We start from the raw sequence: 25,181 nt of genomic DNA on the forward strand, positions 1-25,181 counted from the left end.
TCTCAGGTGAGAGCCGGCTCCCGCTGGTCCAGATCGATGCTGTTGAGCAGCGAGTGCTCGCTAGCGACAGCGGTGAGCGCGTCGTTCTCAGCCTGCATCCGAAGGAGCTCGGCTTCAAGGTCCTGGACGCGCTGCTGAAGCCGTCGCATCTCGGAGAGCATTCGCGGGTCGGGGCCGCCGACGTACCCGAGAAGCGCCTTTGCCATGATGAATGGTCCTCCACGCTGAGTGACCGAACCGGAACGGTACAGGTCTAGGGGGAAGGGGGACGCACGCGCGGCGCGCACCGGAAGTGCTGGCTGGGCACTACGGCACACACACCGTGAGCTGGGGCTCACGAGGGCATGCACCTGCCGGTAAACGCGATCGTGTGCGCGGGCTTCAAGCGTCTCACCAAAGACGGTACGGGTCAACACGATCACCGCACGCTACCGCGCCCCTGTCACCTGCCCGGCGGTGTCGTCACGCCTGGGGGGTCTCGGGCCCGGGGTCCACCACCTGCTCGTGGATCATCGTTCGATGCGGAGTCAACCACGAGTCTGCCCGAATGGCAACCGTATGACACCGACGGTTGCCGATCATTTCCTGAAGGCTTCCGCGCGGGGCCGGGCGTCGGCGGTTCAGCGGATCTCGAAGCCCTCGCAACCTGCGCCGACGGCCGTCCAGATCTCGGTCACGCCGCTCACCGCTCCCGGCGTGTCAGGGCCGCGCAGCAGGGCCAGCAGGTGCTCGCAGTCGGCGGCCAGGCCCTCGGCCACCACCTGCACCCGGCCGTCGCCGAGGTTGCTCGCGTAGCCGGTCAGCCCGATCTCCAGCGCCCGCGCCCGGGTCCACCAGCGGAACCCGACCTGCTGGACCCTCCCCCGGACCCAGGCGGTCACCCGGACCGGTTCATCACTGTGGGCGTCGCGACCGTGCATGCCCCGACCCTAACCGGCGGCGGGGGCGGCCACCGCTTCGCAGGGGCCCCGACCGTCCGGCCACGGGACGGCGGACGGCCCCGCCGGTCGGAACCGACGGGGCCGTGCCGAGCGGGCGCGGGCGGCTCGGGCGCTCGGGCGGGAGGACTACCAGTCCCCGCCGCCGAAGTCGCTGCCGCCGAAGTCGCCACCCCCGCCGAAGTCGGTGCCCCCGCCGTCGAACCCGCCGAAGTCACCGCCGTTGAAGTCGGCGCCGGTGTAGTCACCGCCCTCGTTCTGGTCCTGGTAGCCGTGGTGCTCCATCATCGGCGCGGCCGCGTAGGCGGGGCCGCTCATCATCGAGCCGAGCATGGTGCCGACCAGCAGGCCGGGCAGCAGGCCGCCGCCGAAGCTGCTGTAGTAGCCGCCCGCGTACGGCGCGTACGCCGGGCCGGCGTTCCAGTACGGCTGCGGGCCGTACTCGGTGTCGACGGTGCGCACGGCCGGGTCGAGGCCCGCCGTCACCCGGTCCGCGTCGGCCTGGCAGACCGGGACGGTCCGCGCCGCGCCGCCGGCCGGGGCCCACTCGACGTCCTTGACGGACGGGCCGTGCCGCGGGTCCATGAAGCACGGGGGGCGCCGCTCGGGCAGCGGGCGCTTGTCCCGGCGGGCGGCCAGGGTGGCCAGCGAGAACCGGCCCTCCTCGATCGCCTCGGTGACCTGCTTGACGTCCTCCGGCTTCTTCGCCTCGTCCATCAGCCGCTTGGCCTTCTCGTACGCGTCCAGGGCGTGCGCATAGTCGGTGCGCTGGGTGTCGTCCGCGTCGGCGGCGGCCGGGTTGAAGTCGAGCCGCTCCAGTTCGACGCCGAAGGCGGTGATGTCCTCGTCCACCACCCGGCGCAGCTGCTGCAGTTCGGCCCGGGCCTGCTCCTCCTTGCGCTTCTTGGCGCGGCGGAAGAGCAGGAAGACGCCGGCCCCGGCCAGTGCCACCAGCACCACCGGGATGACCACCCAGGCGATCGAGGTGCTGTGGTTGACCCCGTTGCCCTTGGTCTGCGGCGCGGCCTGGTCGACGAAGTCGTTCAGGGTGCCGGCGAGGTCGCCCTGGTGCGAGCGGTAGGCCGCGCCGGCGATGCGCTGCGGCATGCCCTTGGCCAGTGCGCCCTGGTCGGCCCGGGCGTCGAAGAGGTTGCCGAGCCAGATCGCGTAGACGCCGTCGACGCCGACCTCGGTCCGCAGGTCCTGGAAGATCGTCTTGGTCTGGGCGTTGTACGGGGCGGCGTCCGGGAGCACTGCGACGAAGATCGGCTTGTCGGCCTTCTTGATCTTCGCGGTCAGGGCGTCCGCCTGGCTCTGGCTGAAGCGGCCGGTCATCGCCGGGTCGACGTAGACCTTGCCCTGCTTGAGGGTGGCGGAGACGTCTTCCAGACCGCCGGCCGCGGAGGCCGCCGGGGCGAACAGCAGCAGCAGCCCGAGCAGCGCCGCCACCAGGGCAAGCGGCCCGGTGCCCCGGGAACGTCGTGCAAGGGTTCTCATGCCCCCGACGCTACCGTGACCGGCGGCCGAGCACGGCATACCCTTCGCATACTGGTGGTGACGGGACTCCCCGCCGTCCGCCGGGGTGCTTCCCCTTCTCGCGGATGAGTTTTCCCACGGCCGCCCCTGAGACGGTGGGGCGTGGGAACCGCGCGAGGCGCCCGTACGTACGTACCGGCGGGCCCGGAGCGGCTCGGGGGCCGCCCGGCGGCGCCCCACGACCGTACCCGGCGGACCGGCACAGTGGTCCCGGACCGCTGGTCCACTACCGTTCTCGACCCAAACTCCCGATCGGAGCGCTCGGTGATCATCGGCCTCGTCACGGCCGTGGCGGCATCCGCCTGCTACGGCACCGGCTCGGTCCTGCAGGCCGTCGGATCCCGCCGCTCCGCCCGGGAGGAGGCGGCCAAGGGCGACACCGCCTCGACCACCGAGCACGGCGGGCCGAGCCTGTCCTCCACCGCCAAGGCCGCCGTCACCTGGGAGTTCATCACCGGTTCGGTGCTCGACCTGGTCGGCTTCGGGCTGGGCGCGCTGGCCGCGCGGCTGCTGCCGCTGTTCCTCTCCCAGACCATCATCAGCGCCAACCTGGTGATCACCGCGGTGCTCAGCATCAAACTGCTGGGCATCCGGCTCAAGCAGCTGGAGTGGGCCTCGATCGGAGTGCTCTGCTCCGCGCTGGTGCTGCTGGCCGTCTCGGCCGGCCCGGAGGGCGGCCACCACGCGGCGATGTCGTTCCACTGGTGGCTGCTGGTCATCACCACCGTGCTGCTGCTCGGCGGCGGCCTGCTGGTGCGCCGGATGGGCTCCAAGGGCGCGATCGTCGCCGGGTTGCTGTCCGGCCTCGGTTTCGGCGCCCTGGGCGTCGGCGTGCGCATCCTGAACGGCCTCGACCCCTTCGACCTCGGCCGGCTGCTCTCCGACCCGGCGCTGTACGCCATCCTGATCGGCGGCCTCGGCGGCATGTACGTGCACACCGTGGCGCTGCAGATCGGCTCGGTGAACGGCGCGACGGCCGCCCTGGTGGTCGGCGAGACGGTGCTGCCCGGCGTGGTCGGCGTGCTCTGGCTCGGCGACTCCTCCAAGGCCGGCCTGGGCTGGCTCGGCGTGGCCGGCTTCCTGCTCGCGGTGGTTTCCGCGGTCGGCGTCGCCTACTTCGGCCAGGACACCCACGGCGCCACGGCCGAGGAGGCCGCCGGGCGGCCGGAACTCGCCAGGAAGTAGCGGCTCAGCCCCCGCTGCGCAGCCGCGGCACGCGCTGGCAGCGGGGGCAGAAGTAGCTGGAGCGGTTCATCCAGGCGGCGCGGCGGATCGGGGTGCCGCAGCGGCGGCAGGGCTCCTGCTCGCGGCCGTAGGCGTCGAGGTCCCGGGAGAAGTAGCCGCTCTCGCCGTTCACGTTCACGTACAGGCTGTCGAAGCTGGTGCCGCCGACGGCCAGCGCCGCGGTCATCACGTCCCGGGCGTTGGCCAGCAGCAGGGCGGCCTGGGCGCGGGTGAGGGTCGCGGTCGGGCGGTCGTAGTGCAGCTTGGAGCGCCACAGCGCCTCGTCGGCGTAGATGTTGCCGACGCCGCTGATCAGGGTCTGGTCCAGCAGCGCCCGCTTGACGGTGGTGCGCCTGGCCCGCAGTGAGACGGTGAAGGCCTCGTCGTCGAAGCGCGGGTCGAGCGGGTCCCGGGCGATGTGCGCGATGGAGACCGGAGTGCCCTCCGGGTCGCCGTCCTCGGCCTCCTCGACCGCCAGTCCCCCGAAGGTCCGCTGGTCGACGAAGCGCAGCTCGCGGCCGCCGTCGGTGAAGCGCAGCCGGACCCGCAGATGGGTCTCGTCCGGCGCCGACGGGTCCTGGACGAGCAGTTGGCCGCTCATCCCGAGGTGGCCGATCAGCGAGAAGCCCGTGCCGCGGCCGCTCAGCGGCACCCAGAGGTACTTGCCCCGCCGCTGCGCGGTGCCGAGGGTGGTGCCGGTCAGCCGCGCCGTGAAGTCGGCCGCGCCGGCCGGCTGGCGGCGCACCGCACGCGGGTGCAGCACCTGGACGTCGGCGACGGTCCGCCCCGCGATCCAGTTCGCCAGACCTCGGCGGACGACCTCGACCTCGGGGAGTTCGGGCACGGGACGGGCCTCCTGCTTCGGTACGGATCGGCAGGAGGAAAGGTTACTCGGCGGTCACGCCCCGGCGGGCAGCCGGTCGGCGTACTTGTCCTTGATCGCGCGCCAGGCGCTCTCGGCGGCCTTCTGCTCGGCTTCCTTCTTCGAGCGGCCGACGCCGCTGCCGAAGTCCTCGCCGGCCACCCGGGCGGCCGCGTTGAAGGTCTTCTCGTGGTCCGGACCGGACTCCATGACCACGTACTCGGGCACTCCGATGCCCACCGAGGCGGTGAGCTCCTGGAGGCTGGTCTTCCAGTCCAGGCCGGCGCCCAGCTGAGAGGACTCCTCGATCAGCGGGTCGAACAGCCGGTGGACGAACTCGGTGGCGGCCTCCAGACCTCGGTCCAGGTAGACGGCCCCGATCACGGCCTCGACGGTGTCGGCGAGGATCGACGACTTGTCGCGGCCGCCGGTGCCCTCCTCGCCCTTGCCGAGTCGGATGAACGCGCCGAGGTCCAGGCCCCGGCCGACGTCCGCGAGCGCGCGGGAGTTGACCACCGCGGCGCGCAGCTTGGCGAGCGTGCCCTCCGGGACGTCCGGGTGGACGCGGTAGAGGGTGTCGGTCACCACCAGGCCCAGCACCGAGTCGCCGAGGAACTCCAGGCGCTCGTTGGTGGGCAGCCCCCCGTTCTCGTACGCGAACGAGCGGTGAGTCAGGGCACGTACCAGAAGGGCGCGCTCGAGCGTGTACCCGAGGCGCCCTTCCAGGACGTCGTATTCGGTCGAAGCCGGCCCGCCGGCCTTGCCGCTGCCCGAAGAGCCCTTCGAGGCAGTGGACGCCTTGCGGGTGGAGTTACCGTCCGACATCGATCCGTACACCCCGCCGATCAGACCGAGAGGACCTGGCGACGGTTGTACGTGCCGCAGCTCGGGCACGCGATGTGCGCCAGCTTCGGCTCGTGGCAGCGGTCGCACGCCACGAGGGCCGGGGCAACGGCCTTCCAGTTGGAACGGCGGTGGCGCGTGTTGCTGCGCGACATCTTCCGCTTCGGAACAGCCACGGCTACTTCTCCTGGTTCTCGGCGAAACCCTCACGGGTGTCGCTGTGCTTATTTCCCCGCCGCCGATGAGCGGCTTCGCCGCGGGCCTCGTCGCCGCGGTCGGCGGAGAGTCCCTGCAGAGCCGCCCACCGGGGGTCGACGGCGTCGTGGTGGTGCGTCGGGTCGTCACTCAGGCGCGCTCCGCACTCGGAACACAGGCCCAGGCAGTCTTCCTGGCACACCGGCTGCAACGGCAGTGCGAGCACCACCGCGTCACGCAGCACCGCCCGGAGGTCGAAGTAGTCGCCCTCCAGCCGGTAAGTCTCTTCTTCCGAGTCCTCGTCGAGGTCCTCGGTCCCGGTGGTCCGGGCGCGGTGACGCTCGTCGGACTCCGGGTAGTAGTACAGCTCCTGGAACTCCACGTCGATGTCGAAGTCGACGGGCTCCAGGCACCGGACGCATTCGCCCTCGACGTGGGCCTCGGCGGTGCCGGTCACCAGCACGCCCTCCACCACGGACTCCAGGCGGAGCTCCAGCTCGATCGGGCTCTTCTCCGGAACGCCGATCACGTCGATGATCCCGAAGCCCTCGGGGGCCTCCAGGGTGCGGCTCACCTTACGCATGGCGCCCGGACGACGGCCCAGCTCGTGCGTGTCGAACACGAGGGGGTCGCGGTGGTCGAGGCGGTTCAAGGTGTCCTGACTTCCATAGGAATCAACGAAGTGTCCCCATACATGTCGGCGTTGCGCGGGCAAGCCGACAGCCGGACATGGGGATGCCGGAGTGGTTCAGACTACCGGAGTCTCCCGCCAGGCCCAACTTCGGTCCCGCCGGCAGGCTCCCGGCGGTCCCGCCGGGGCGCGTTCAGCGGCCGCCGAGCTCCCGCAGGCGGGTCATGTCGATCATGCTGGTGTCGAAGAAGCTGGTCTCGTCCAGGCCCTGCTGCTGGTGCGGCACGGCCGGCGGCAGCGCGGGCTGCTGGGGGTAGGCGTAGCCGTCGTACGGCTGGGCTCCGTAGCCGTCCTGCTGCTGGGGGTAGCCGTAACCGGCGTGCTGCTGCTCCTGGTAGCCCTGCTGCTGCGGGTAGCCGCCCTGCTGCTGGTGACCGCCCTGCTGCTGGTGGCCGTTCTGCTGCTGGTGGCCCCACTGGGCGTGGTACGGGTCGCCCTGGCCGGCCGGGTCGAAGCCGCCGCCGTAGACCTCGGCGTACTGGGCGCCCTGCTGCTGGGCGGCCGCGTACTGGTCGGCGCCGGAGTCCTGCCAGCCGGCCGCGGCCGGGGCCTGCTCGGGCCAGGTCTGCTGCTGCGGAACGTCCTCGCGGTACCAGGCGAGGTCGTTGCCGTCGGCGTCCTCGGCGAAGCCGGCGGCCACCGCCTCGGCCCGCTCCTTGGCCTGCTGCGCCTCGTCGGCGGCGGCCAGGTAGGCGCCCAGCTCGTCGATCGGCCGCTTGCCGAGCAGCTTGTCGCGCCCCTTGCCGACGGCCTCCAGGGTGGCGCTGAGCACGTTCTCCAGCGTGGCGAGCTTCACATCGACGTACTCGTCGACCTCGGGGCTCGGGGTGATCTGCTGCGGCTGGAACTCCTCGCCGTCGGTCTCGCCGTCGCGCTCGGTCTCGAAGACGCTGGAGTCGCCGCGCAGCTTGGTCCGGCCGCGGCCGACCGCGCCGAGCGTCTTGGTCAGCACGACCTCGAAGTTGGCCAGCTTGCTGTCGACGTAGTCGTCCGCCTCGGCCCGCTTGGTCTCCGCCTCGGCACGGGCCTCGGCCAGGATGCGGTCCGCCTCGGCCTGCGCCCGGCGGACCACCTCGGTGTCCGAGATGAGCGAGCCGCGCTCGGCGTGCGCGCCCTGGATGATCCGCTCGGCCTCGGCCTGGGCGTCCGCCACCACCTGCTCGTGGTCGGCCATCACCGACTGCGCCTGGGCGAGTTCGGCGGGCAGGGCCGCCTTCAGGTCGTTCAGCAGGCCGATCAGCTCGGCCCGGTTCACCACGCAGGAGGCCGACATCGGCATCGAGCGGGCGTTCTCGACCGCCGCCACGATCTCGTCGACCTTGTGCTGCACGTCCACGGGGCTTCTGTCTTTCCGTGTGCCGCCGACGGTCCGGCGGAGGCAGGCCCGGCGCGGTGCAACGACACCGCAGGGCAGGAATACAGACTGTACGGCCCCCGCGCGGCGAGCTCACAACGCCCGAGCCGAACCGCCGCCCACCGCCTCGGACAATCCGTGACGAACCGGCAGAAACGGGCGGGCAGTCGGCCGCTGCCCGGCCGTTATCCGGCCACTGCTCGGCCACGGCCCGGCCACTGCTCGGCTACGGCCGGGCTACTGCTCCGCCTTGCGCTCCGCGATCCGCTCGACCAGTCGGCGGTGCGCCGTCTCCGGCAGCAGATGGGAGACGTCGCCGCCGTACGAGGCGACCTCCTTGGCCAGCGTCGAGGAGAGGAAGCTGTAGGTCGGCGAGGTCGGCACGAAGAGCGTCTCCACGCCGGTCAGGCCGTGGTTCATCTGGGCCATCTGCAGCTCGTAGTCGAAGTCGCTGACCGCCCGCAGGCCCTTGATGATCGCGGGGATGCCGCGCTCCCGGCAGTAGTCCACCAGCAGGCCGTGGTACGACTCGACCACCACGTTGCCGAACTCCGCGGTGACCTCCTCGATCAGGTCGATCCGCTCCTCGACGGTGAACATGCCCTGCTTGTTCCGGTTGATCAGGACCGCGACGTGCACCACGTCGTACAGCTTCGAGGCGCGCCCGATGATGTCGAGGTGGCCGTTGGTGATCGGGTCGAACGAACCGGGACAGACGGCTCGGCGCATGGCATGTGCTCCCTGGTGGGGTGACGGCTGCTGCGGGCCGCGGGCCCGCTACTCGTGATCGCTGGCCTCGGCGGCGGCGCGACCGTACCAGAGCGTGCCCTCGCCGTACCGGCGGGAGCGCAGCACCTCGAAGCCCTCGGGCCAGCCGAACTCGCCGCCACGGGTGCTGCGCTCCACGGTGACGAGTGCGCCGTCCGCGAGCCAGCCCCCAGCCGACAGTGTGATCAGCATCTCGCGCACCTCGTCGTCCGTCACGGCGTACGGCGGATCGAGGAACACCAGGTCGTAGGGGGCCTGCGGGGGCGGGCCGACGATCACCTTCTCCGCCTTGGCGGCCCGCACCTCGGCGCCCGGCAGGGCCACCGTGCGGACGTTCTCCCGGATCACCCGGGCCGCCTGGCCGTCCGCCTCGACCAGCAGCACGTGCTCGGCCCCGCGCGACAGCGCCTCCAGGCCGACCGCGCCCGATCCGCCGAACAGGTCCAGCATCCGGGCCCCGTGCAGGGTGCCGCGCAGCGACTCCAGGGTGGAGAACATCGCCTCACGGGCCTTGTCGGAGGTCGGGCGGGTGCCCCGGCCGGGCGGTACGGCCAGCCGGCGGCCGCCGGCCGACCCGGCGATCACGCGGGTCATGGTGGTGAAGGGTCCTTTCGTCGCTGCCCGACCACGCTATCCCGCCCTGGGGCGCGGGGACGCCCCGGAGCCCGGCGGGGGGCGGCACGCCGGCGCAGCCCCCGCGGCCCCGCCGGTCGCGGGGGCTGCGCCGGCCGGAGCCGCGCGCGGCGCACGCGGACGATCAGCCGGCCTCGGAGCCCGCCGCCCGCGCCGGGTCGGCCGCGCCGAGCAGGGCCGGCGAGGCGTAGCGGGACCAGGACAGGCAGCCGTCGGGCGGGCAGAACTCGGGGCGGCGCGGGTCGTGCCCGAGCTCGCGCAGCTTGGTCCGGACGGAGTCGGGTGTACGGCCGAAGCGGGCGGCGATCCGGGCGACGGTCTCGCCGTCGTGGAAGCGCCGGACCAGCTCCTCCTCGTGCTGCGGCACCCAGGGGGCGCCGTGGCCGGGGTAGAGCTCGCGCAGCACGTCACGGTCGGGGATGGGCTCGGAGACGTCGGCGACGATCGCCAGCGCCCGCAGCGCGCGGTTGAGCGCGATCCGCAGCGAGGCGACGTCCTCGACCGGCAGGCGGAGCTTGCCCGAGGCGAGCGGCGCGGCGGCCGCTCCCTCGCGCCAGCCGGTCAGGGTGAGGGTGACCTCGCGGTCGTCGTCGCTGGCGAGTTCGATCCGGAAGACCTTGTCGCCGAGCGGGAGCTCGTTGAGATGACGGAATGCCATGGCAGGACCCCCAAGTGTCGCGCCAGTGACGCACCTTGAGGGTGCGTCCTGAACACCTTCATTCTCTCCCGGGGGTCTGACAGTGCGGCCGCGCCGAGGACCGCTCAGCCCTTCTCCATGTAGGCCGCGCGGTCCTCGTCGAGCAGGCTCTCCAGCGCGGTGCGCAGCTCGGGGTGGGCGGCGAGGTCCGGGTCCTCGGCCACCAGCCGGGTGGCCTCGGTCCGGGCGGTGAGGATGACCTCCTCGTCCTCCAGGACCGACAGCACCTTGAGCGAGGACTTCACGCCGGACTGCGCCTGGCCCAGCACGTCCCCCTCGCGGCGCTGTTCGAGGTCGATCCGGGACAGCTCGAAGCCGTCCAGGGTGCCGGCCACCGCGTCCAGCCGGGCCCGGGCGGCGCTGCCGGCGGGCATCTCGCTGACCAGCAGGCACAGGCCCGCCGCGCTGCCCCGGCCGACCCGGCCGCGCAGCTGGTGGAGCTGGGAGACGCCGAAGCGGTCGGCGTCCATGATGACCATCGCGGTGGAGTTGGGGACGTTCACGCCGACCTCGATGACGGTGGTGGCGACCAGCACGTCCACCTGCCCGGCCGCGAACCGGCGCATCACGTCGTCCTTGGCCTCCGGGGCGAGCCTGCCGTGCAGGATCTCCACCCGCAGGCCGTTCAGCGGGCCCTTGGCGAGCATTTCGGCGGTCTCCACCACCGAGAGCGGGGGCCGCCGCTCGTCGCTCGCGGCGCCGGTGTCGGCGATCTCCTCGAAGTCCTCCTCGGCGGCCCGGCGCTTGCGCTTCGGCTCGCCCCTCGACGCGGCGGCCGGCTCCTCGTCCCCGATTCGGGGGCAGACCACGTACGCCTGGTGGCCCTTGGCGACCTCCTCGCGGACCCGTTCCCAGGCCCGGGCGAGGAAGTTGGGCTTCTCCAGCGCCGGGACGACGTGGGTGGAGATCGGCGAGCGGCCGGCCGGGAGCTGGTCCAGGACGGAGGTCTCCAGGTCGCCGAAGACGGTCATCGCGACGGTGCGCGGGATCGGGGTGGCCGTCATCACCAGCAGGTGCGGCGGCTGCTCGCCCTTGGCCCGCAGCGCGTCGCGCTGCTCGACGCCGAAGCGGTGCTGCTCGTCGACCACGACCAGGCCGAGGTCCTGGAACTGGACCTTGTCCTCGATCAGCGCGTGGGTACCGATGGCGATCCCGGCGTCCCCGCAGGCCATGTCGAGCAGCGCCTGCCGGCGGGCGGCGACGCCCATCGAGCCGGTCAGCAGCACCACCCGGGTGCCGAGGTCGGAGCCGCCGAGCATGCCGGCCTCGGCGAGGTCGCCCATCATCTCGACGATCGAGCGGTGGTGCTGCTGGGCCAGCACCTCGGTGGGCGCGAGCAGCACGGCCTGGCCGCCCGCGTCCACCACGGCGAGCATGGCACGCAGCGCGACCAGCGTCTTTCCGGAGCCGACCTCGCCCTGGAGCAGGCGGTGCATCGGGTGCTCGCTCGCCAGGTCGGCGGCGATCTCGGCGGAGACCTTCCGCTGGCCCTCGGTGAGGGTGAACGGCAGCCGGGCGTCGAAGGCGTCCAGCAGGCCGCCCGCGCGGGCCGGGCGCGGCTTGGCGGGCAGGGCGGAGTCGGCGGCCCGGCGCTGGGCGAGGGCGACCTGCAGGACGAAGGCCTCGTCCCAGCGCAGCCGGCTCTGGGCGCGCTCGCGGTCGGCGTGGCTGCGCGGGCGGTGGATCAGCTCCAGCGCCTCGGGCAGCGGGATGAGGTCGTGCCGCTCACGCAGTTCGGCGGGCAGCGGTTCGCCGACGTCGCCGAGGTGCTTGGTCAGCGCCGTCTCGATGCAGATCGACAGCTTCCAGCTGGGCATCTGGGCGCTGGCGCCGTAGACCGGGATGAGCCGGCCGGCGAACTGCCGGGCGGCGTCCGTTCCGGCGTCCTCGTCGAGCAGTTGGTAGTCGGGCGAGACCAGCTGGCGGGTGCGGTTGAAGACGCCGACCTTGCCCGCGAACAGGCCCTGGGCGCCGGCCTTGAGCTCCTTCTGCCGCCAGCCCTGGTTGAAGAAGACCAGCGAGAGCCGGCTGCGGCCGTCGGTGACGACGACCTCCAGGCGGTCGCCCTTGCGGCCGCGGAACGGGATCAGGGTGACCTTCTCGATCCGGGCCAGCACGGTGACGTGCTCGTCGACCTCCAGCTCATCCAGGCTGGTGAGCTGGCCGCGCTCGACGTAGCGGCGCGGATAGTGGTGCAGCAGGTCCCCGACCGTGCGCAGCTTGAGGCTGTCGGCGAGCACCTTGGCGGTACGGTCGCCGACGAGCTTGGTCAGTGGTTCATCGAGAGCGCCCATCAGGCCCCTGTTTACACCACGGGACCGACGAACCGGGTCTCACCGCGGGCGACTCAGCCGGGGGCGGCTCACGCGGCTCACTCGACCCCGATGAGCAGCGGGGTGGACTCCTGCCCGCCGTGGAAGACCACCGCGTCCACCTCCGGCCGCTGGTGGCGCACGTGCGCGACCAGGCGGTCGGCGAGCGTCCGGTCGGCACCCTCGCCGAGGATCAGGGTGACGAGTTCGCCGCCCGCGCCGAGCATCCGGTCCAGCACGCTCTCGGCGACCTCGGCCAGTCCGCCGCCGATCACCGCGACGTCGCCGTCGATCAGGCCGAGCACGTCCCCGGCCTGGCAGACCCCGGCCATGGTCCAGGACTCCCCCTCGGCGAAGGCGAGTTCGGCGTACCGGGTGGCTCCGGCGGCGGAGGTCATGGCGACCACGTCCTCGTCGAAGCGGCGACCGCCCTCGTGCACCGCGAGCGCGGCGAGGCCCTGGACCGGCGAGCGAGTGGGCAGGACGGCGATCCGCACCCCCTCCTCGCGCAGCTGGTCGGCGGCAGCCCCGGCGGCGGCGCGCAGTTCGGGGTCGTTGAGCAACAGGACCACCTCGCGGGCGGCCGAGCGGCGGACGGCGTCGGCGAGTTCGGCGCTGGCCGGGCGGCGGTCCGGGTCGGCGTGCAGGGCGACGGCGCCGGCCTGCTCGCACAGTTCGGCGAGGCCCTCGCCGGACACCACGGAGAGCACCGCGCGGGTCCGCTCCTCGCGCTCGCCGGGCTCGGCGGCGGCGCCGGAGCGGGCGGCGGCCTCGGCGAAGTGGGTGATCCGGATCTGGTGCGGCCGGCCGGCCTCGACCCCGGCCTCCACCGCGGCGCCGGCGTCGTCCACGTGGACGTGCACGTTCCACAGGCCGTCGCCGCCGCCGATCACCAGGGAGTCGCCGAGGGCGCCGAGCCGCTCGCGCAGCGCGGGCAGCGCGTCGTCGGGGGCGTCCAGCAGGTAGATGACCTCGAAGGCGGGGTGCCCGGGGCCGGGCGGCCGTACGTGGGCCTCGCAGCTCTCGGCGGCCCGCACGTCCCCGCGCAGCGCGACCGGTCCCATCGGCTGCTGCCCGGCGACGGCGTCGGCGAGGGCGCCGAGGACGGCCACCAGGCCGCGCCCGCCGGCGTCCACCACTCCGTTCTCGGCGAGCACGGCGAGTTGCTCGGGGGTGTGCCGCAACGCGTCCCGGGCGGCCCGGTAGGCGGTGTCGGCGACCTGGGCGAGCCCGTCCCCGGCCCGTACGGCCTCCCGCGCGGCGACCCGGGCGACGGTCAGCAGGGTGCCCTCGACGGGCTCGGCGACCGCCTGGTACGCGGAGTCGGCGGCCCGCTGGAGGGCGGCCCGCAGCTGGTCGGCGCCGCCGCCCTGGGCGAGCGTCTCGGCGGTGCCGCGCAGCCACTGGGCGAGGATCACCCCGGAGTTGCCGCGGGCACCGACCAGGGCCCCACGGGCCATCGCCTGGACCGCGTCGGCCAGCCCGGGGGCCGGGTCGGTCACGGGGTCGGCGAAGCGGCTCTCCACCGCGGCGGCGGCGGACTCGACGGTCAGGTAGAGGTTGGTGCCGGTGTCGCCGTCCGGGACGGGGTACACGTTGAGCGCGTCGATCTCCTCGCGGGCCTGGCCGAGCGCGCGCAGGGCGAGCTGGCACCAGGTGCGCACGGCCGGTGCGTCGAGCGTGTGCAGCACCAGGTCTCCTCCGGATGGGACGCCGGTACGGCCTGGCGGGCAGCGGCACGCTCAGGGCAGCGGCGAGGGGTGGTACCGGCAGGTTATCGGGGGCGGGGCCGGGCTGCCTGGGCCGTCGGCCGGAGCGATCACTCGGCCGGTCGTGGTAGTTTCGTGGGACGGAAGCAAGCGTTGTATGCTCTTCCGGTTGCCTGGAACCGTCCAGGCTCACCCCCTTGTCCGGTCCGGTCCACGCGAGTGTTCTGGTGGGTGGGCGGGGTTTTCGAAAGTAACTGATCTGAAGTCTTGGAGTGACTCCTGTGGCTGCCAACTGCGACGTCTGCGGCAAGGGGCCGGGCTTCGGCAACAGCATCTCCCACTCTCACCGCCGTACCCCCCGTCGTTGGAACCCCAACATCCAGACGGTGCGCGCTGTGATTGGGCGGACGCCGAAGCGGCTCAACGTCTGCACCTCGTGCATCAAGGCCGGTAAGGTCTCGCGCTGACGCGCAGACCGGCATGCCGGTCCTCCAGCGAAGCCGGTTCATCCTCGGATGGACCGGCTTCGCTGTTTTCCGGGCCGGCCGCGCCCGCTGGACGTGACCGTGGGGGGGGGGGGGGGGGGGGGGGGGGGGGACGAGGGGGGGACGGAGGGGAGGGGGGGGGGCTCGTTCTTTAGTCCCGGGTCTTCTCGTTCGGGTTGGTCTTTCCCCCCTCCTCCCCCCCCCCCCCCCCCCCCCCCCCCCCCCCCCCCCCCCCCCCCCCCCCCCCCAGACCCCCCCCCCCCCCCCCCCCCCCCCCCACTCCCCCCGCCCCGTCGCCGTACGGCGGTCGGGATCAGCCGAGCGGCAGACCCGGGAGGGCGTTGGTCAGCCCGCCGACGGGGGTCTTGTCGAGGCCGGGGACGCTCGGGACGGCGGCGCGCTGCTGGGTGACCCCGGCGAGCGGCACGGCCTCGGCGGGCGCGGCCTGGCCGGCGCTGGGGGCCAGGGTGCCGAGGGTGCCGGCGACCTTGTCGCCACCGGGCAGCTTGGCGGCGGTGTCGGTGACGGCGCCCGTCACCGCGGGGTTCGTCACCGCGCCGGTGGGCAGCCCGAGGCCGCCGGTCGCCTGGCCGGCCGCCGAGGCGGTGCCGGCGCCGACCGCCGCGATCGCGATGCCGAGCGCCGCGGTACCGGCGGCCTTGAGAGCCTGCTTCATGGTTCGTTCCCCTTGGGTCTTCGTCGGTGGCCGACATCGCAGCTCGCGACCGGCGGCCGGGTGGCCGCCCCCGCGGCCTGTCAGCAGTGACTGGCACACCGTAGTGACAGGGTCGCGTGAGAACCAAAGGGCCTTCACTCACTCGAGTGACTAGTCGGATGAACGCCAATCTCCGTACCAGGAAGCGGCGTTCATCCGACCACGGGGACGACCCTGGTCAGTTGCCGCCGACACCCGTGCTGAACAGCCATTCCGCCTTGAGCTCGGCGTAGCCCGGCTTGATCACGTCGTTGATCATCGCGAGCCGCTCGTCGAAGGGCAGGAACGCGGACTTCATCGCGTTCACCGTGAACCACTCCATGTCGCCGAGCGTGTAGCCGAAGGCGTCCACCAGGTGGCCGAACTCCTGGCTCATGCTGGTCCCGCTCATCAGGCGGTTGTCGGTGTTCACGGTGACCCGGAACTTCAGCCGGCTGAGCAGTCCGATCGGGTGCTCGGCGTACGAGGTGGCGGCCGCGGTCTGGAGGTTGGAGGTGGGGCACATCTCCAGCGGGATGCGCTTGTCGCGCACGTACGCGGCCAGCCGGCCGAGCTGGACGCTGCCGTCCTCGTTCACCGTGATGTCGTCGACGATCCGCACGCCGTGGCCGAGCCGGTCGGCGCCGCAGCACTGCAGGGCCTCCCAGATCGACGGCAGGCCGAAGGCCTCGCCCGCATGGATGGTGAAGTGGTTGTTCTCGCCCTTGAGGTAGTCGAAGGCGGCCTGGTGGCGGGTGGGGGGGTAACCGGCCTCCGCGCCCGCGATGTCGAAGCCGACGACGCCCTGGTCCCGGTGGCGGTTGGCCAGCTCGGCGATCTCCTGCGAGCGGGCGGCGTGCCGCATGGCGGTGATCAGGGTGCCGATGCGGATCCGGTGGCCGGCCGCGCGGGCGTTCGCCTCGCCCTGGCGGAAGCCCTCCTGGACGGCCTCGACGACCTCGTCCAGGCTCAGGCCGCCCTCCAGGTGCTGCTCGGGGGCGTAGCGGACCTCGGCGTACACGACGCCGTCGGCGGCCAGGTCCTCGGCGCAGTCGGCGGCGACCTTGACCAGGGCGTCCCGGGTCTGCATGACGGCGCAGGTGTGCGCGAAGGTCTCCAGGTAGCGGACCAGCGAGCCGGAGTCGGCGGCCTCGCGGAACCACGCGCCGAGTTCCTTGGGGTCGGTGGTGGGGAGTCCTTCGTAGCCGGCCGCGGCGGCCAGCTCGACGATGGTCTCCGGGCGCAGTCCGCCGTCCAGGTGGTCGTGCAGCAGGACCTTCGGCGCGCGGCGGATCTGGTCGGCGGTGGGGATGCGCGGGCCGGTGCCCGCGGTGGTGACGGGGATCTGCTTCTCCATTTCGGAAATATAGCCCCTACGCGCGTAGACCCACCACTGCGCACAGCACCGAATGGTCCAAACTCCCCCCCTAATTCCACCGCCCGGTCCATACGATCCGCCAATCAGTCGTGGTGCAGCAGCCGCCCCCGCCGGGACAGCACGAAATCCCGGAACGCCGCGACCGGCGGGGTCAGCGGCCGCCCGGCCGCCCAGGCCAGACCGATCGCCCGCCGGGTCCGCGGGGCGGTCACCTCCAGCTCCACCACCCCCGGCCGCGGCACCAGCGCGGGCGGCAGCAGCGCCACGCCCAGCCCCGCCGCCACCAGTCCGCGCAGCGTCTCGGTCTCCTCGCCCTCGAAGGCCAGCCGCGGCACGAACCCGGCCTGCGCGCAGAAGCCGTCCGTGATCATGCGCAGTCCGTAGCCCTGCTCCAGCCCGACGAACGGCTCCTCGGCCACCTCCGCCAGCCGGATCCGCCGTCGGCCGGCCAGCCGGTGGTCGGTCGGCACCACCAGGTTCAGCCGCTGCTCGTCCAGCGGGCGGGCGGTGAAGGCCGGCTCGTCCGGCAGCGGCGCCACCAGGCACAGGTCCAGCTCCCCCGCCCGCAACCGCTCCAGCATCGCCATCCCGTAGTCCTGCACCAGCTGGAACCGCACCTGCGGGTGCGCCGCCCGGAAGCCCCGCAGCAGCGCCGGCACGGCGTCCGGCCCCATCGTGTGCAGGAAGCCGAAGGCCACCCGCCCCGCCGCCGGATCCGCCTCCGCCCGGGCCGCCTCCGCACCGCGCTCCAGCTCCGCCAGCGCCCGCTCCACCGAGGCCAGCAGCAGCCGGCCCGCCCTGGTCAGCCGGACCGTCCGGCCCTGGCGCGCCAGCAGGTCCACCCCCAGCTCCGCCTCCAGCCTGGCCACCGCGCGCGACAGCGTCGGCTGCGGCACGCCGAGGAGCGCCGCCGCCTGCGTCACGTGCTCCAGCCGGGCCACCGCGGCGAACTGCGCCAGCCGCGGCGCCAGCAGCACGGCCGGCTCCTCCGGCCCCAACTCGGCCACCCGGTACCGCTGCTCCCTGCCGTCCGACCCGTCAGCCGCCGCCATACCGCCGCCACCTCCACTCATACGCCAGTGCATCGATCATCCATGCTTCATGCATTGGACGCATCAACCGCACCAGGCCTACGGTCGAGGACATGCAGCCCGCCGATACCAGGGCATCCGCGCCCGCCCCGGATGCCCCCGCCACCGACCACACCGCCGCCCCGGCGGCCGTTCCCGCCGCCGTCTCCCGCGATGACGACCGTCACCGCCCCGGCCAGCGCGACTTCCGCCGCGCCAACCTCGCCCTGTTCGCCGCCGGCATCGCGACCTTCGTCCTGTTGTACTCCACCCAGGGCCTGCTGCCGATCCTCTCGGCCGACCTCGATCTCACCCCCGGCGAGGCCAGTTGGACGGCCTCCGCCGCCACCCTCGGCCTCGCCCTCGGGCTGCTCCCGGCCAGCGCGCTGTCCGACAGGTACGGCCGCACCGCGGTGATGACGGCCTCCGTCCTCGCCGCCACCGCCCTCGCCGTCGCCCTGCCCCTCGCGCCCGACCTCACCACCCTGGTCGCGCTGCGCGTCATCCAGGGCGCCGCCCTCGCCGGACTGCCCGCCACCGCGATGGCCTACCTCGCCGAGGAGGTCCACCCCAGCGCCCTGGCCTCCGCGATGGGCCTGTACGTGGCCGGCAACAGCATCGGCGGCATGGGCGGCCGCCTGCTCTCCGGCTGGACCGCCGCCGCCCTCGGCTGGCGCTGGGGCCTGACCGCCTCCGCCGCCCTCGCGCTGCTCGCCGCGCTCGCCTTCCGGCTGCTGATCCCCGCCGCCCGGCACTTCGCCCCGGCTCCGGTGGACACCCGGGCGCTCGCCCGTACGGTCGGCCGGCACCTGCGCAACCCGCTGCTGGTGCGGCTGTACGCGCTCGGCATGCTGTTCATGGCCGTGTTCGGCGCGGTCTACAACACCGTCGGCTACCGGCTGATCTCCGCGCCGTTCCACCTGCCGGAGTCGGTCGCCGCCTCGATCTTCGTGGTCTACCTGGTCGGCACCGGCACCTCCGCCGCGGCCGGCCGCCTCTCCGGCCGCCTCGGCCGCCGAGGCGCCCTGTACGTCTCCATCGGCGTCACCGCCGCCGGCCTGCTGCTCTCCCTCGCCGACTCCCTGGTCTGCGCGCTGCTCGGCCTGGTCCTGATCACCGCCGGCTTCTTCGCCGGCCACGCCACCGCTTCCTCCGCCGTCGGCCGCACCGCCACCGAGGGCCGCGCCCAGGCGTCCGCGCTCTACCTGATCGCCTACTACCTCGGCAACAGCCTCGGCGGCACCGTGGGCGCCGACGCCTACCACGCCACCGGCTGGCCCGGCGCCGCCACCGTCGGCCTCGCCGCCATGGCCCTCGCCGCGGCCGTCACCCTCTACGCCACCCACCGGGCACACGTCACGGCGCAATGTACGGTCACCGGAAACTGACACCGGTGTCGGGCCCGCCGATACACTCCGGAACATGAGCGTCGATCCTGAGGTGTTCGCCCGGTTGCGTGAGATCGCGGACCAGCTGCCGCAGGTGCCGGGGATAGGGAAGGTCGAGATCGCCGACGGCGAGATCGTCATGACGATGTCGCCGGTGAAGCGCCACGAGCTCGCCGTCATCCGCCTCGCGCAGTAGCTCAACGCCCAGCTACCCGAGACGCACCCCGGCTACATCGCCCACGGCGGCGCGGACTTGGAGGACGTCGGCCTCGGCCGGCTCCGGAATCCCGACCTGATGGTGTTCCGTGAGGAGGCTCTGGACCACGACGACCCGGCGTTCCTGCCCCACGAGATCCTCCTCGTCGTGGAGATCGTCTCCAAGTCCGACCCGGAGAACGACTATCACCACAAGGTCCGCGACTACTCGGCCATGGGTATCCCGCTGTACCTCCTGGTCGACCCCCGCACGGGCACGGGGATCATTCACGACGAGCCCGGATACACCCGCCGCAAGGACTTCGTCTTCGGCGACACGGTCACCGTGGGCCCGTGGAAGCTCGACACCAGCGTCCTGCGGACGTACGCCTGAGCGCATCGCCCGCAGGACGCCGACGGCTCACGCGATGCGGTCGAGCACGATCGGGTTCGGGGTGAACGCCGTGCCCGCCGGAGAGACCTGGATGCCGTCCTTGAGCGCCTCGATGGCATAGTCGTAGCGCTCCGGGGTGTCCGTGTGGAGGGTCAGCAGGGGCTGGCCGGCCACCACGGTGTCGCCGGGCTTGGCATGCATCTCGACGCCGGCGCCGGCCTGGACCGGGTCCTCCTTGCGGGCGCGGCCGGCGCCCAGGCGCCAGGCGCAGACGCCGACGGCGTAGGCGTCCAGTTCGGTGAGGACGCCGGAGGCGGGCGCGGGGATGACGTGCTGCTCGCGCGCGACCGGCAGCGGGGCGTCGACGTCGCCGCCCTGGGCGGCGATCATGCGGCGCCAGTGGTCCATCGCGGAGCCGTCCCGCAGGGCGTCGGCCGGGTCCTTGCCGTGCACGCCGGCCGCGGCGAGCATCTCGCGGGCGAGCGCGAGGGTCAGCTCGACGACGTCCGCCGGGCCGCCGCCCGCCAGCACCTCGACGGACTCCCGGACCTCCAGCGCGTTGCCCGCGGTGAGGCCGAGCGGGGTGGACATGTCGGTGAGCAGGGCGACGGTGTTGACGCCGGCGGTGGTGCCGAGGCCGACCATGGTGCGGGCGAGCTCGCGGGCGTCGTCCAGGTTCTTCATGAAGGCGCCCGAGCCGACCTTGACGTCCAGCACCAGCGCGCCGGTGCCCTCGGCGATCTTCTTGGACATGATCGAGGAGGCGATCAGCGGGATGGCCTCGACGGTCCCGGTGACGTCGCGCAGCGCGTAGAGCTTCTTGTCGGCGGGGGCGAGGCCGTCGCCGGCCGCGCAGATGACGGCGCCCGCGTCGCGCAGCACGTCCATCATCTCCTCGTTGGAGAGCAGGGCGCGCCAGCCCGGGATGGACTCCAGCTTGTCCAGGGTGCCGCCGGTGTGGCCGAGGCCGCGGCCGGACAGCTGCGGGACGGCCGCGCCGCAGGCGGCGACCAGCGGGGCGAGCGGGAGGGTGATCTTGTCGCCGACACCGCCGGTGGAGTGCTTGTCGCTGGTGGGCAGCGGCAGCGAGGAGAAGTCCATCCGGACGCCGGAGCGGATCATCGCGTCGGTCCAGCGGCTGATCTCACGCGGCTTCATGCCGTTCAGCAGGATCGCCATGGCCAGGGCGGACATCTGCTCGTCGGCGACCTCGCCGCGGGTGTAGGCGTCGATGACCCAGTCGATCTGAGCGTCGCTCAGCTCTCCGCGGTCGCGCTTGGTCCTGATGACGGAGATGGCGTCCATGCGTGCTCCCAGTGGGGTTTCTGAATGCGAAAAGCGTCAAAAGCGAAGAGTGCCGCGAGATGACCGGGTTCCGGCCCACTCGCGACACTCTACGCGCGTAACAAGAATCGAGGCTAGAGCCGCTCCGGCCCGAACGCGTCGGGCAGGACCTCGCTCATCGGCTTCACGCCCGAGGCCAGCTCGATCAGCAGAGCGGGGCCGCCGTGCTCGTACAGCAGCTGGCGGCAGCGCCCGCACGGCATCAGCAGCTCGCCCGCGCCGTCGACGCAGGTGAAGGCGACCAGCCGCCCGCCGCCGGAGGCGTGCAGCGCGGACACCAGCCCGCACTCGGCGCACAGCCCCAGCCCGTACGAGGCGTTCTCCACGTTGCAGCCGCTGACCACCCGGCCGTCGTCGACCAGCGCGGCCGCGCCGACCGGGAACTTGCTGTACGGGGCGTACGCGTGGCCCATCGCCTCGCGCGCCGCCTCGCGCAGCCGCTCCCAGTCGATCGCGGACGGCGCGGGGGCGGTCACTTGCCCTGGCCCTTGCGGTAGATCTGGCCGTCCGCCTTCGGCATCCGCAGCCGTTGCGAGGCCAGCGAGAGCACCACCAGGGTGATCAGGTACGGCGTGGCGACGATCAGCGGACGCTGGACCTCGTCGGTCAGCGCGTACCAGGCGCCCAGGCCGCCGGCCACCACGAGGGAGATCGCCGTCGCGGTGTACTTGCGGCGGTACAGCTGCCACAGGGCGAGCAGCGCCATGGCGATCGAGACGGTCAGGATCAGCACGTGGACCGACTCCGGGTCGCGCAGCTGGAGGCTGTCGGTGAAGCCGAACAGACCGGCGCCCATGGCGAGACCGCCGGGCATCCAGTTGCCGAAGATCATCGCCGCGAGGCCGATGAAGCCGCGGCCCAGGGTCTGGCCGTCCTTGTAGAAGTGCGCGGCGACCAGTGAGAGGTACGCGCCGCCGAGGCCGGCGAAGGCGCCGGAGGCGATGACCGCCAGGTACTTGTACTTGTAGACGTTGACGCCCAGCGACTCCGCCGCCGTCGGGTTCTCACCGCAGGAGCGCAGCCGCAGGCCGAACACCGTGCGCCAGAGTACGAAGTAGCTGGCCACGATCAGCACCGCCGCCAGGACCACGACCACCGAGAGGTTGGTGACCAGGCCGCCGAGCACGCCCGCGATGTCCGAGACCAGGAACCAGTGGTGGTTCTCGATGGTCTTCAGGCCCGAGGACAGCCCCGGAACGGTGATGTACGGCAGCGGATCCGCCGGCGGGGACTGGTTCGCACCGGCACCGGCCGAGATGTAGTCCTTGTAGTAGATCCGGTTGACGTACGCGCAGATGCCGGGGATCAGCAGGTTGATGCCGACGCCGGAGACGATGTGGTCGACGCCGAAGGTCACGGTGATGATCGCGTGCAGCAGACCGCCGAGCGCGCCGCCGGCCATGCCGGCCAGCAGACCGACCCACGGGTTGACCAGGTAGCCCGCCCACGCACCGCAGAAGGTGCCGGCGACCATCATGCCTTCGAGGCCGATGTTGACCACACCGGCCCGCTCGGACCAGAGACCGCCCAGGCCGGCCATGCCGATCGGCACGGCGGAGCCGAGCGCCGCCGTGACCTGGCCGGAGGAGGTCAGCGAGTGGTTGCCGGTGGCCATGCCCACGGCGGCGAACAGGACCAGGGCGCCCGCGATCAGGAGCAGGACCACCGGCCAGGTCAGCTTGCGCTTCTTCGCGGGCGCGCCCGGCGCCTTCGGACGAGCGGCAGTAGCCGTGCTCATGCCGACACCTCCTTCTTCTCAGTGGCCGCGAGCTGGGCGGCGAGCTGGGCGCCGACCTTCTGCTGCTGGCGCTTCAGGCCGTAGCGGCGCACGAGTTCGTACGCGACGACGACGCAGATGACGATGGTGCCCTTCATGACGTCGACGATCTCGAAGGGGAACCCGCCCTGGAGCGGCAGCTGGGAGCCAGTGGTGTCCAGGAAGGCGAACAGCAGGGCCGCGAAGGCCATGCCGATCGGGCTGTTGCGGCCGAGCAGGGCGATCGAGATGCCCAGGAAGCCGAGGCCGGACTGGAAGCTCTGCCCGTAGTAGTACGAGTTCTGCAGCAGCTCGGGCAGGCCGATCAGACCGGCGATCGCGCCGGAGACGACCATCGAGATGACGACCATCTTCCTGACGTTCACGCCCGAGGCGGTCGCGGCGGACTCCGAGCGGCCGGTGGCGCGCAGGTCGAAGCCGAAGCGGGTGCGGGTCAGGGTGAACTGGAACAGCACACCGACCAGGGCGGCGATGAAGATGAAGCCCCAGAGGTCACCACCGGCGGTGGGGATGGTGAAGAAGTGGCTGGACGCCGAGACCGGGTCGGTCTGGATCGAGTTGCTGGTGCCGCTGGCCTTCGGGGCGAAGATGCCGGGGACGAGCAGCAGGCCGACGATCGCGACCGAGATCGAGTTCAGCATGATGGTCGAGATGACCTCGCTGACACCGCGGTAGACCTTCAGCAGACCGGCGATGCTCGCGTACAGGCCGCCGACCAGCATGGCGGTGATCAGCAGCAGCGGGATCTGGATGATCGCCGGCAGGTCGACCTCGGCGCCGATGTAGGCCGCGAACAGGGCCGCGATCCGGTACTGGCCCTCGACGCCGATGTTGAACAGGTTCATCCGGAACCCGAACGCGGCGGCCGCGGCGGCCAGGTAGTAGGTGGTGGAGCGGTTGAGGATGCCCACCTGGCCGTCCGACTTGGTGGCGTACGTGATCATCACGTTCCACGCGTCGAACGGGTTCTTGCCCGAGGTCGCCAGCAGGACGGAGCAGATCGCGACGGACAGCACGACCGCGAGCACCGGCGCGGCCAGTGCGAGCAGGATCCGCTCACCGCTGATCCGCTGCGCCAGGCTGGGCTTGGCAGCGGGGTTGGGACTGGTCATGTGGTTACTCCCCCGCCTGCGGGTCGTCGGCGGTGTCGGACGGGTCGGTGCCCTCGGCGTCCTCGGCCTCGGTGCCCTTGACGAGGGTCTCGTGGAACTCCTCGACGGCCTCCGGCTCGGACTCGATGTGGCCGGCGGCGGCACCGGTCATCGCGGTGCCGAGGTCCTCGGCGGTGACGGTGGCCGGGTCGGCGTCGGCGACCAGGCGGCCCCGGTAGATGACCCGGATGGTGTCGGAGAGGCCGATCAGCTCGTCCAGGTCGGCGGAGATCAGCAGGACGGCCAGGCCGTCGCGCTGCGCGGACCGGATGTGCTCCCAGATCTGCGCCTGCGCGCCGACGTCCACACCGCGGGTCGGGTGGGCGGCGATCAGCAGCTTGGGCTGGTGGCTCATCTCGCGGCCGATGATCAGCTTCTGCTGGTTGCCGCCGGAGAGCGAGGCTGCGGTGACCTCGATGCCGGGGGTGCGGACGTCGTACTCCTTGACGATCCGCCAGGTGTCCTCGCGGGCGGCGGTGGGCTTGAGCAGCACGCCGCCGGAGTTGGGCGCCTCGGTGACGTGGCCGAGGATGCGGTTCTCCCAGAGCGGGGCCTCCAGCAACAGGCCGTGCCGGTGCCGGTCCTCGGGGATGTAGCCGATGCCGGACTCGCGGCGGCCGCGGGTCAGCGTGCCGGAGAGGTCCTTGCCGTCCAGGGTGACGGTGCCGCCGTCCAGCGGCAGCATGCCCATGATGGCCTCGACCAGCTCGGCCTGCCCGTTGCCCTCGACGCCGGCGATGCCGAGGATCTCGCCCTTGTGGATGCGCAGCGAGATGTCGTCCAGAACGACGCGCTCGATGCCCTCGGCGTCGGTCTTGGCGATCCGCAGCTTCTCGACCTTGAGCATCTCGGTCGTGGTGACGGTCGACTCGCGGCTCTCCGGGGAGGGCAGCTCGGCACCGACCATCATCTCGGCGAGCTGTCGGGCGGTGACGGCCTTGGGGTCGGCGTCGCCGACCGTGGTGCCGCGCCGGATGACGCTGATCGCGTCGGCCACGGCGAGCACCTCGTGCAGCTTGTGCGAGATGAAGATGACGGTGACGCCCTCGGACTTGAGCTCGCGCAGGTTGTCGAACAGCGCGTCGACCTCCTGCGGGACCAGCACGGCCGTGGGCTCGTCGAGGATGAGGATCTTGGCGCCGCGGTACAGCACCTTGAGGATCTCGACGCGCTGGCGGTCGGCGACGCCGAGGTCCTCGACCAGGGCGTCCGGGCGCACGCCCAGGCCGTACTGGTCGGAGATCTCCTTGATCTTCGCCTTCGCCCTGGCGCCGATGCCGTAGAGCTTCTCGCCGCCGAGGACGACGTTCTCCAGCACCGTGAGGTTGTCGGCCAGCATGAAGTGCTGGTGCACCATGCCGATGCCGCGGGCGATGGCGTCGCCCGGGGTGTGAAACTCGCACAGCTCGCCGTTGATCGCGATGGTGCCCTCGTCCGGCTTCTGCATGCCGTAGAGGATCTTCATCAGCGTCGACTTGCCGGCGCCGTTCTCGCCCATCAGGGCGTGCACGGTGCCGGTGCGGACGGTGAGGTTGATGTCGTG

General features: G+C 72.4%; 26 protein-coding genes. 5 read left to right on the forward strand and 21 right to left on the reverse strand.

All coding sequences use genetic code 11. From position 1 onward, the window contains the following. Positions 1-2 precede the first annotated feature (2 nt). The 3 genes from ACZ4WV_RS03265 to ACZ4WV_RS03275 all read right to left on the reverse strand — a co-directional run bounded on the left by ACZ4WV_RS03265 (position 3) and on the right by ACZ4WV_RS03275 (position 2,435). On the reverse strand, positions 3-206 hold the full coding sequence (locus ACZ4WV_RS03265) for a hypothetical protein (protein WP_396252732.1): 204 nt from the start codon (positions 204-206) through the stop codon (positions 3-5). A gap of 414 nt (positions 207-620) precedes the next feature. Beyond that, on the reverse strand, positions 621-920 hold the full coding sequence (locus ACZ4WV_RS03270) for an acylphosphatase (RefSeq protein ID WP_465742270.1): 300 nt from the start codon (positions 918-920) through the stop codon (positions 621-623). A 147-nt stretch (positions 921-1,067) separates the two neighbouring features. Next, a complete protein-coding gene (locus tag ACZ4WV_RS03275) occupies positions 1,068-2,435 on the reverse strand; it encodes a hypothetical protein (RefSeq protein WP_465742272.1) in 1,368 nt (455 codons plus the stop codon). A 303-nt stretch (positions 2,436-2,738) separates the two neighbouring features. On the opposite strand from ACZ4WV_RS03275, the gene ACZ4WV_RS03280 reads away from it, so the two are divergent. Next, complete coding sequence (locus tag ACZ4WV_RS03280) at positions 2,739-3,659, forward strand: DMT family protein (protein WP_465742274.1); 921 nt, start codon at positions 2,739-2,741, stop codon at positions 3,657-3,659. A gap of 4 nt (positions 3,660-3,663) precedes the next feature. Here the strand turns inward: ACZ4WV_RS03280 and mutM are convergent, their stop codons facing one another. From mutM to ACZ4WV_RS03330, 10 genes are all read right to left on the reverse strand, one after another. Next, positions 3,664-4,542 (reverse strand): bifunctional DNA-formamidopyrimidine glycosylase/DNA-(apurinic or apyrimidinic site) lyase, encoded by an 879-nt coding sequence (mutM, locus tag ACZ4WV_RS03285; protein ID WP_465742275.1) that lies wholly within the window; start codon positions 4,540-4,542, stop codon positions 3,664-3,666. Positions 4,543-4,596: 54 nt separating this feature from the next. Then, positions 4,597-5,385 (reverse strand): ribonuclease III, encoded by a 789-nt coding sequence (rnc, locus tag ACZ4WV_RS03290; RefSeq protein WP_465742277.1) that lies wholly within the window; start codon positions 5,383-5,385, stop codon positions 4,597-4,599. A 20-nt stretch (positions 5,386-5,405) separates the two neighbouring features. After that, positions 5,406-5,579 (reverse strand): 50S ribosomal protein L32, encoded by a 174-nt coding sequence (gene rpmF / locus ACZ4WV_RS03295; RefSeq protein WP_030275709.1) that lies wholly within the window; start codon positions 5,577-5,579, stop codon positions 5,406-5,408. Positions 5,580-5,581: 2 nt separating this feature from the next. After that, positions 5,582-6,250: a YceD family protein gene (locus tag ACZ4WV_RS03300; protein ID WP_465742279.1), complete on the reverse strand. Its 669-nt coding sequence runs from the start codon at positions 6,248-6,250 to the stop codon at positions 5,582-5,584. 172 nt (positions 6,251-6,422) lie between these two features. Next, positions 6,423-7,625, reverse strand: coding sequence for an ATP synthase F0 subunit B (locus ACZ4WV_RS03305; protein WP_465742281.1), 1,203 nt, complete (start codon positions 7,623-7,625; stop codon positions 6,423-6,425). A 255-nt stretch (positions 7,626-7,880) separates the two neighbouring features. Continuing rightward, a complete protein-coding gene (gene coaD / locus ACZ4WV_RS03310; protein WP_465742283.1) occupies positions 7,881-8,372 on the reverse strand; it encodes a pantetheine-phosphate adenylyltransferase in 492 nt (163 codons plus the stop codon). Between the two features lie 48 nt (positions 8,373-8,420). Beyond that, positions 8,421-9,005 carry a 16S rRNA (guanine(966)-N(2))-methyltransferase RsmD gene (gene rsmD, locus ACZ4WV_RS03315; protein ID WP_465742285.1) on the reverse strand — a complete coding sequence of 195 codons (585 nt, stop codon included), beginning with the start codon at positions 9,003-9,005 and terminating at the stop codon, positions 8,421-8,423. A gap of 163 nt (positions 9,006-9,168) precedes the next feature. Beyond that, positions 9,169-9,702 carry a hypothetical protein gene (locus ACZ4WV_RS03320; RefSeq protein ID WP_465742287.1) on the reverse strand — a complete coding sequence of 178 codons (534 nt, stop codon included), beginning with the start codon at positions 9,700-9,702 and terminating at the stop codon, positions 9,169-9,171. A 104-nt stretch (positions 9,703-9,806) separates the two neighbouring features. Then, positions 9,807-12,035: an ATP-dependent DNA helicase RecG gene (gene recG / locus ACZ4WV_RS03325; protein WP_465742289.1), complete on the reverse strand. Its 2,229-nt coding sequence runs from the start codon at positions 12,033-12,035 to the stop codon at positions 9,807-9,809. 77 nt (positions 12,036-12,112) lie between these two features. Then, positions 12,113-13,744 carry a DAK2 domain-containing protein gene (locus tag ACZ4WV_RS03330; RefSeq protein WP_465742291.1) on the reverse strand — a complete coding sequence of 544 codons (1,632 nt, stop codon included), beginning with the start codon at positions 13,742-13,744 and terminating at the stop codon, positions 12,113-12,115. 299 nt (positions 13,745-14,043) lie between these two features. Here ACZ4WV_RS03330 and rpmB point away from each other — a divergent pair, with 299 nt between their 5' ends. Continuing rightward, positions 14,044-14,229, forward strand: a complete 186-nt coding sequence (rpmB, locus tag ACZ4WV_RS03335; RefSeq protein WP_014138233.1) for a 50S ribosomal protein L28 — start codon at positions 14,044-14,046, stop codon at positions 14,227-14,229. 331 nt (positions 14,230-14,560) lie between these two features. Here the strand turns inward: rpmB and ACZ4WV_RS03340 are convergent, their stop codons facing one another. The 3 genes from ACZ4WV_RS03340 to ACZ4WV_RS03350 form a co-directional block, all read right to left on the reverse strand. Beyond that, positions 14,561-14,923 (reverse strand): ATP-binding protein, encoded by a 363-nt coding sequence (locus ACZ4WV_RS03340; protein ID WP_465742293.1) that lies wholly within the window; start codon positions 14,921-14,923, stop codon positions 14,561-14,563. A gap of 217 nt (positions 14,924-15,140) precedes the next feature. Next, positions 15,141-16,298, reverse strand: a complete 1,158-nt coding sequence (locus ACZ4WV_RS03345) for an adenosine deaminase (protein ID WP_465742295.1) — start codon at positions 16,296-16,298, stop codon at positions 15,141-15,143. Between the two features lie 104 nt (positions 16,299-16,402). Continuing rightward, positions 16,403-17,371, reverse strand: a complete 969-nt coding sequence (locus tag ACZ4WV_RS03350) for a LysR family transcriptional regulator (RefSeq protein WP_465742297.1) — start codon at positions 17,369-17,371, stop codon at positions 16,403-16,405. Positions 17,372-17,463: 92 nt separating this feature from the next. On the opposite strand from ACZ4WV_RS03350, the gene ACZ4WV_RS03355 reads away from it, so the two are divergent. From ACZ4WV_RS03355 to ACZ4WV_RS03365, 3 genes are read left to right on the forward strand one after another with little or no spacing between them, the layout of a single operon-like run. After that, positions 17,464-18,777, forward strand: coding sequence for an MFS transporter (locus tag ACZ4WV_RS03355; RefSeq protein ID WP_465742299.1), 1,314 nt, complete (start codon positions 17,464-17,466; stop codon positions 18,775-18,777). Between the two features lie 34 nt (positions 18,778-18,811). After that, positions 18,812-18,973 (forward strand): hypothetical protein, encoded by a 162-nt coding sequence (locus ACZ4WV_RS03360; protein ID WP_465742301.1) that lies wholly within the window; start codon positions 18,812-18,814, stop codon positions 18,971-18,973. Between the two features lie 57 nt (positions 18,974-19,030). Next, a complete protein-coding gene (locus tag ACZ4WV_RS03365) occupies positions 19,031-19,366 on the forward strand; it encodes a Uma2 family endonuclease (protein WP_465742303.1) in 336 nt (111 codons plus the stop codon). A 27-nt stretch (positions 19,367-19,393) separates the two neighbouring features. Here ACZ4WV_RS03365 and ACZ4WV_RS03370 read toward each other — a convergent pair whose 3' ends face one another. The 5 genes from ACZ4WV_RS03370 to ACZ4WV_RS03390 all read right to left on the reverse strand — a co-directional run bounded on the left by ACZ4WV_RS03370 (position 19,394) and on the right by ACZ4WV_RS03390 (position 25,136). Then, positions 19,394-20,671 carry a thymidine phosphorylase gene (locus ACZ4WV_RS03370; protein WP_465742305.1) on the reverse strand — a complete coding sequence of 426 codons (1,278 nt, stop codon included), beginning with the start codon at positions 20,669-20,671 and terminating at the stop codon, positions 19,394-19,396. A 113-nt stretch (positions 20,672-20,784) separates the two neighbouring features. Continuing rightward, entirely contained in the window at positions 20,785-21,186 is a 402-nt protein-coding gene (locus ACZ4WV_RS03375) for a cytidine deaminase (RefSeq protein ID WP_465742307.1), read from the reverse strand. After that, positions 21,183-22,448, reverse strand: coding sequence for an ABC transporter permease (locus ACZ4WV_RS03380; protein WP_465742309.1), 1,266 nt, complete (start codon positions 22,446-22,448; stop codon positions 21,183-21,185). Before ACZ4WV_RS03380 ends, ACZ4WV_RS03375 begins: the two co-directional genes overlap by 4 nt. Further along, on the reverse strand, positions 22,445-23,599 hold the full coding sequence (locus ACZ4WV_RS03385) for an ABC transporter permease (RefSeq protein ID WP_465742311.1): 1,155 nt from the start codon (positions 23,597-23,599) through the stop codon (positions 22,445-22,447). The genes ACZ4WV_RS03380 and ACZ4WV_RS03385 overlap by 4 nt, the downstream gene beginning before the upstream one ends. Positions 23,600-23,603: 4 nt before the next feature. Then, positions 23,604-25,136: an ABC transporter ATP-binding protein gene (locus ACZ4WV_RS03390; RefSeq protein WP_465742669.1), complete on the reverse strand. Its 1,533-nt coding sequence runs from the start codon at positions 25,134-25,136 to the stop codon at positions 23,604-23,606. Positions 25,137-25,181: the final 45 nt, after the last annotated feature.

Source organism: Kitasatospora sp. NPDC029312 (genome assembly GCF_055569215.1).

Excerpts from the sequence above, each read along its gene's own strand:
- ACZ4WV_RS03265 (WP_396252732.1), bottom strand. The coding sequence starts at position 206 with ATGGCAAAGGCGCTTCTCGGGTACGTCGGCGGCCCCGACCCGCGAATG.
- ACZ4WV_RS03270 (WP_465742270.1), bottom strand. The coding sequence starts at position 920 with ATGCACGGTCGCGACGCCCACAGTGATGAACCGGTCCGGGTGACCGCC.
- ACZ4WV_RS03275 (WP_465742272.1), bottom strand. The coding sequence starts at position 2,435 with ATGAGAACCCTTGCACGACGTTCCCGGGGCACCGGGCCGCTTGCCCTG.
- rnc (WP_465742277.1), bottom strand. The coding sequence starts at position 5,385 with ATGTCGGACGGTAACTCCACCCGCAAGGCGTCCACTGCCTCGAAGGGC.
- coaD (WP_465742283.1), bottom strand. The coding sequence starts at position 8,372 with ATGCGCCGAGCCGTCTGTCCCGGTTCGTTCGACCCGATCACCAACGGC.
- rsmD (WP_465742285.1), bottom strand. The coding sequence starts at position 9,005 with ATGACCCGCGTGATCGCCGGGTCGGCCGGCGGCCGCCGGCTGGCCGTA.
- ACZ4WV_RS03320 (WP_465742287.1), bottom strand. The coding sequence starts at position 9,702 with ATGGCATTCCGTCATCTCAACGAGCTCCCGCTCGGCGACAAGGTCTTC.
- recG (WP_465742289.1), bottom strand. The coding sequence starts at position 12,035 with ATGGGCGCTCTCGATGAACCACTGACCAAGCTCGTCGGCGACCGTACC.
- ACZ4WV_RS03340 (WP_465742293.1), bottom strand. The coding sequence starts at position 14,923 with ATGAAGCAGGCTCTCAAGGCCGCCGGTACCGCGGCGCTCGGCATCGCG.
- ACZ4WV_RS03345 (WP_465742295.1), bottom strand. The coding sequence starts at position 16,298 with ATGGAGAAGCAGATCCCCGTCACCACCGCGGGCACCGGCCCGCGCATC.
- ACZ4WV_RS03350 (WP_465742297.1), bottom strand. The coding sequence starts at position 17,371 with ATGGCGGCGGCTGACGGGTCGGACGGCAGGGAGCAGCGGTACCGGGTG.
- ACZ4WV_RS03355 (WP_465742299.1), top strand. The coding sequence starts at position 17,464 with ATGCAGCCCGCCGATACCAGGGCATCCGCGCCCGCCCCGGATGCCCCC.
- ACZ4WV_RS03360 (WP_465742301.1), top strand. The coding sequence starts at position 18,812 with ATGAGCGTCGATCCTGAGGTGTTCGCCCGGTTGCGTGAGATCGCGGAC.
- ACZ4WV_RS03370 (WP_465742305.1), bottom strand. The coding sequence starts at position 20,671 with ATGGACGCCATCTCCGTCATCAGGACCAAGCGCGACCGCGGAGAGCTG.
- ACZ4WV_RS03380 (WP_465742309.1), bottom strand. The coding sequence starts at position 22,448 with ATGAGCACGGCTACTGCCGCTCGTCCGAAGGCGCCGGGCGCGCCCGCG.
- ACZ4WV_RS03385 (WP_465742311.1), bottom strand. The coding sequence starts at position 23,599 with ATGACCAGTCCCAACCCCGCTGCCAAGCCCAGCCTGGCGCAGCGGATC.
- ACZ4WV_RS03390 (WP_465742669.1), bottom strand. The coding sequence starts at position 25,136 with ATGGGCGAGAACGGCGCCGGCAAGTCGACGCTGATGAAGATCCTCTAC.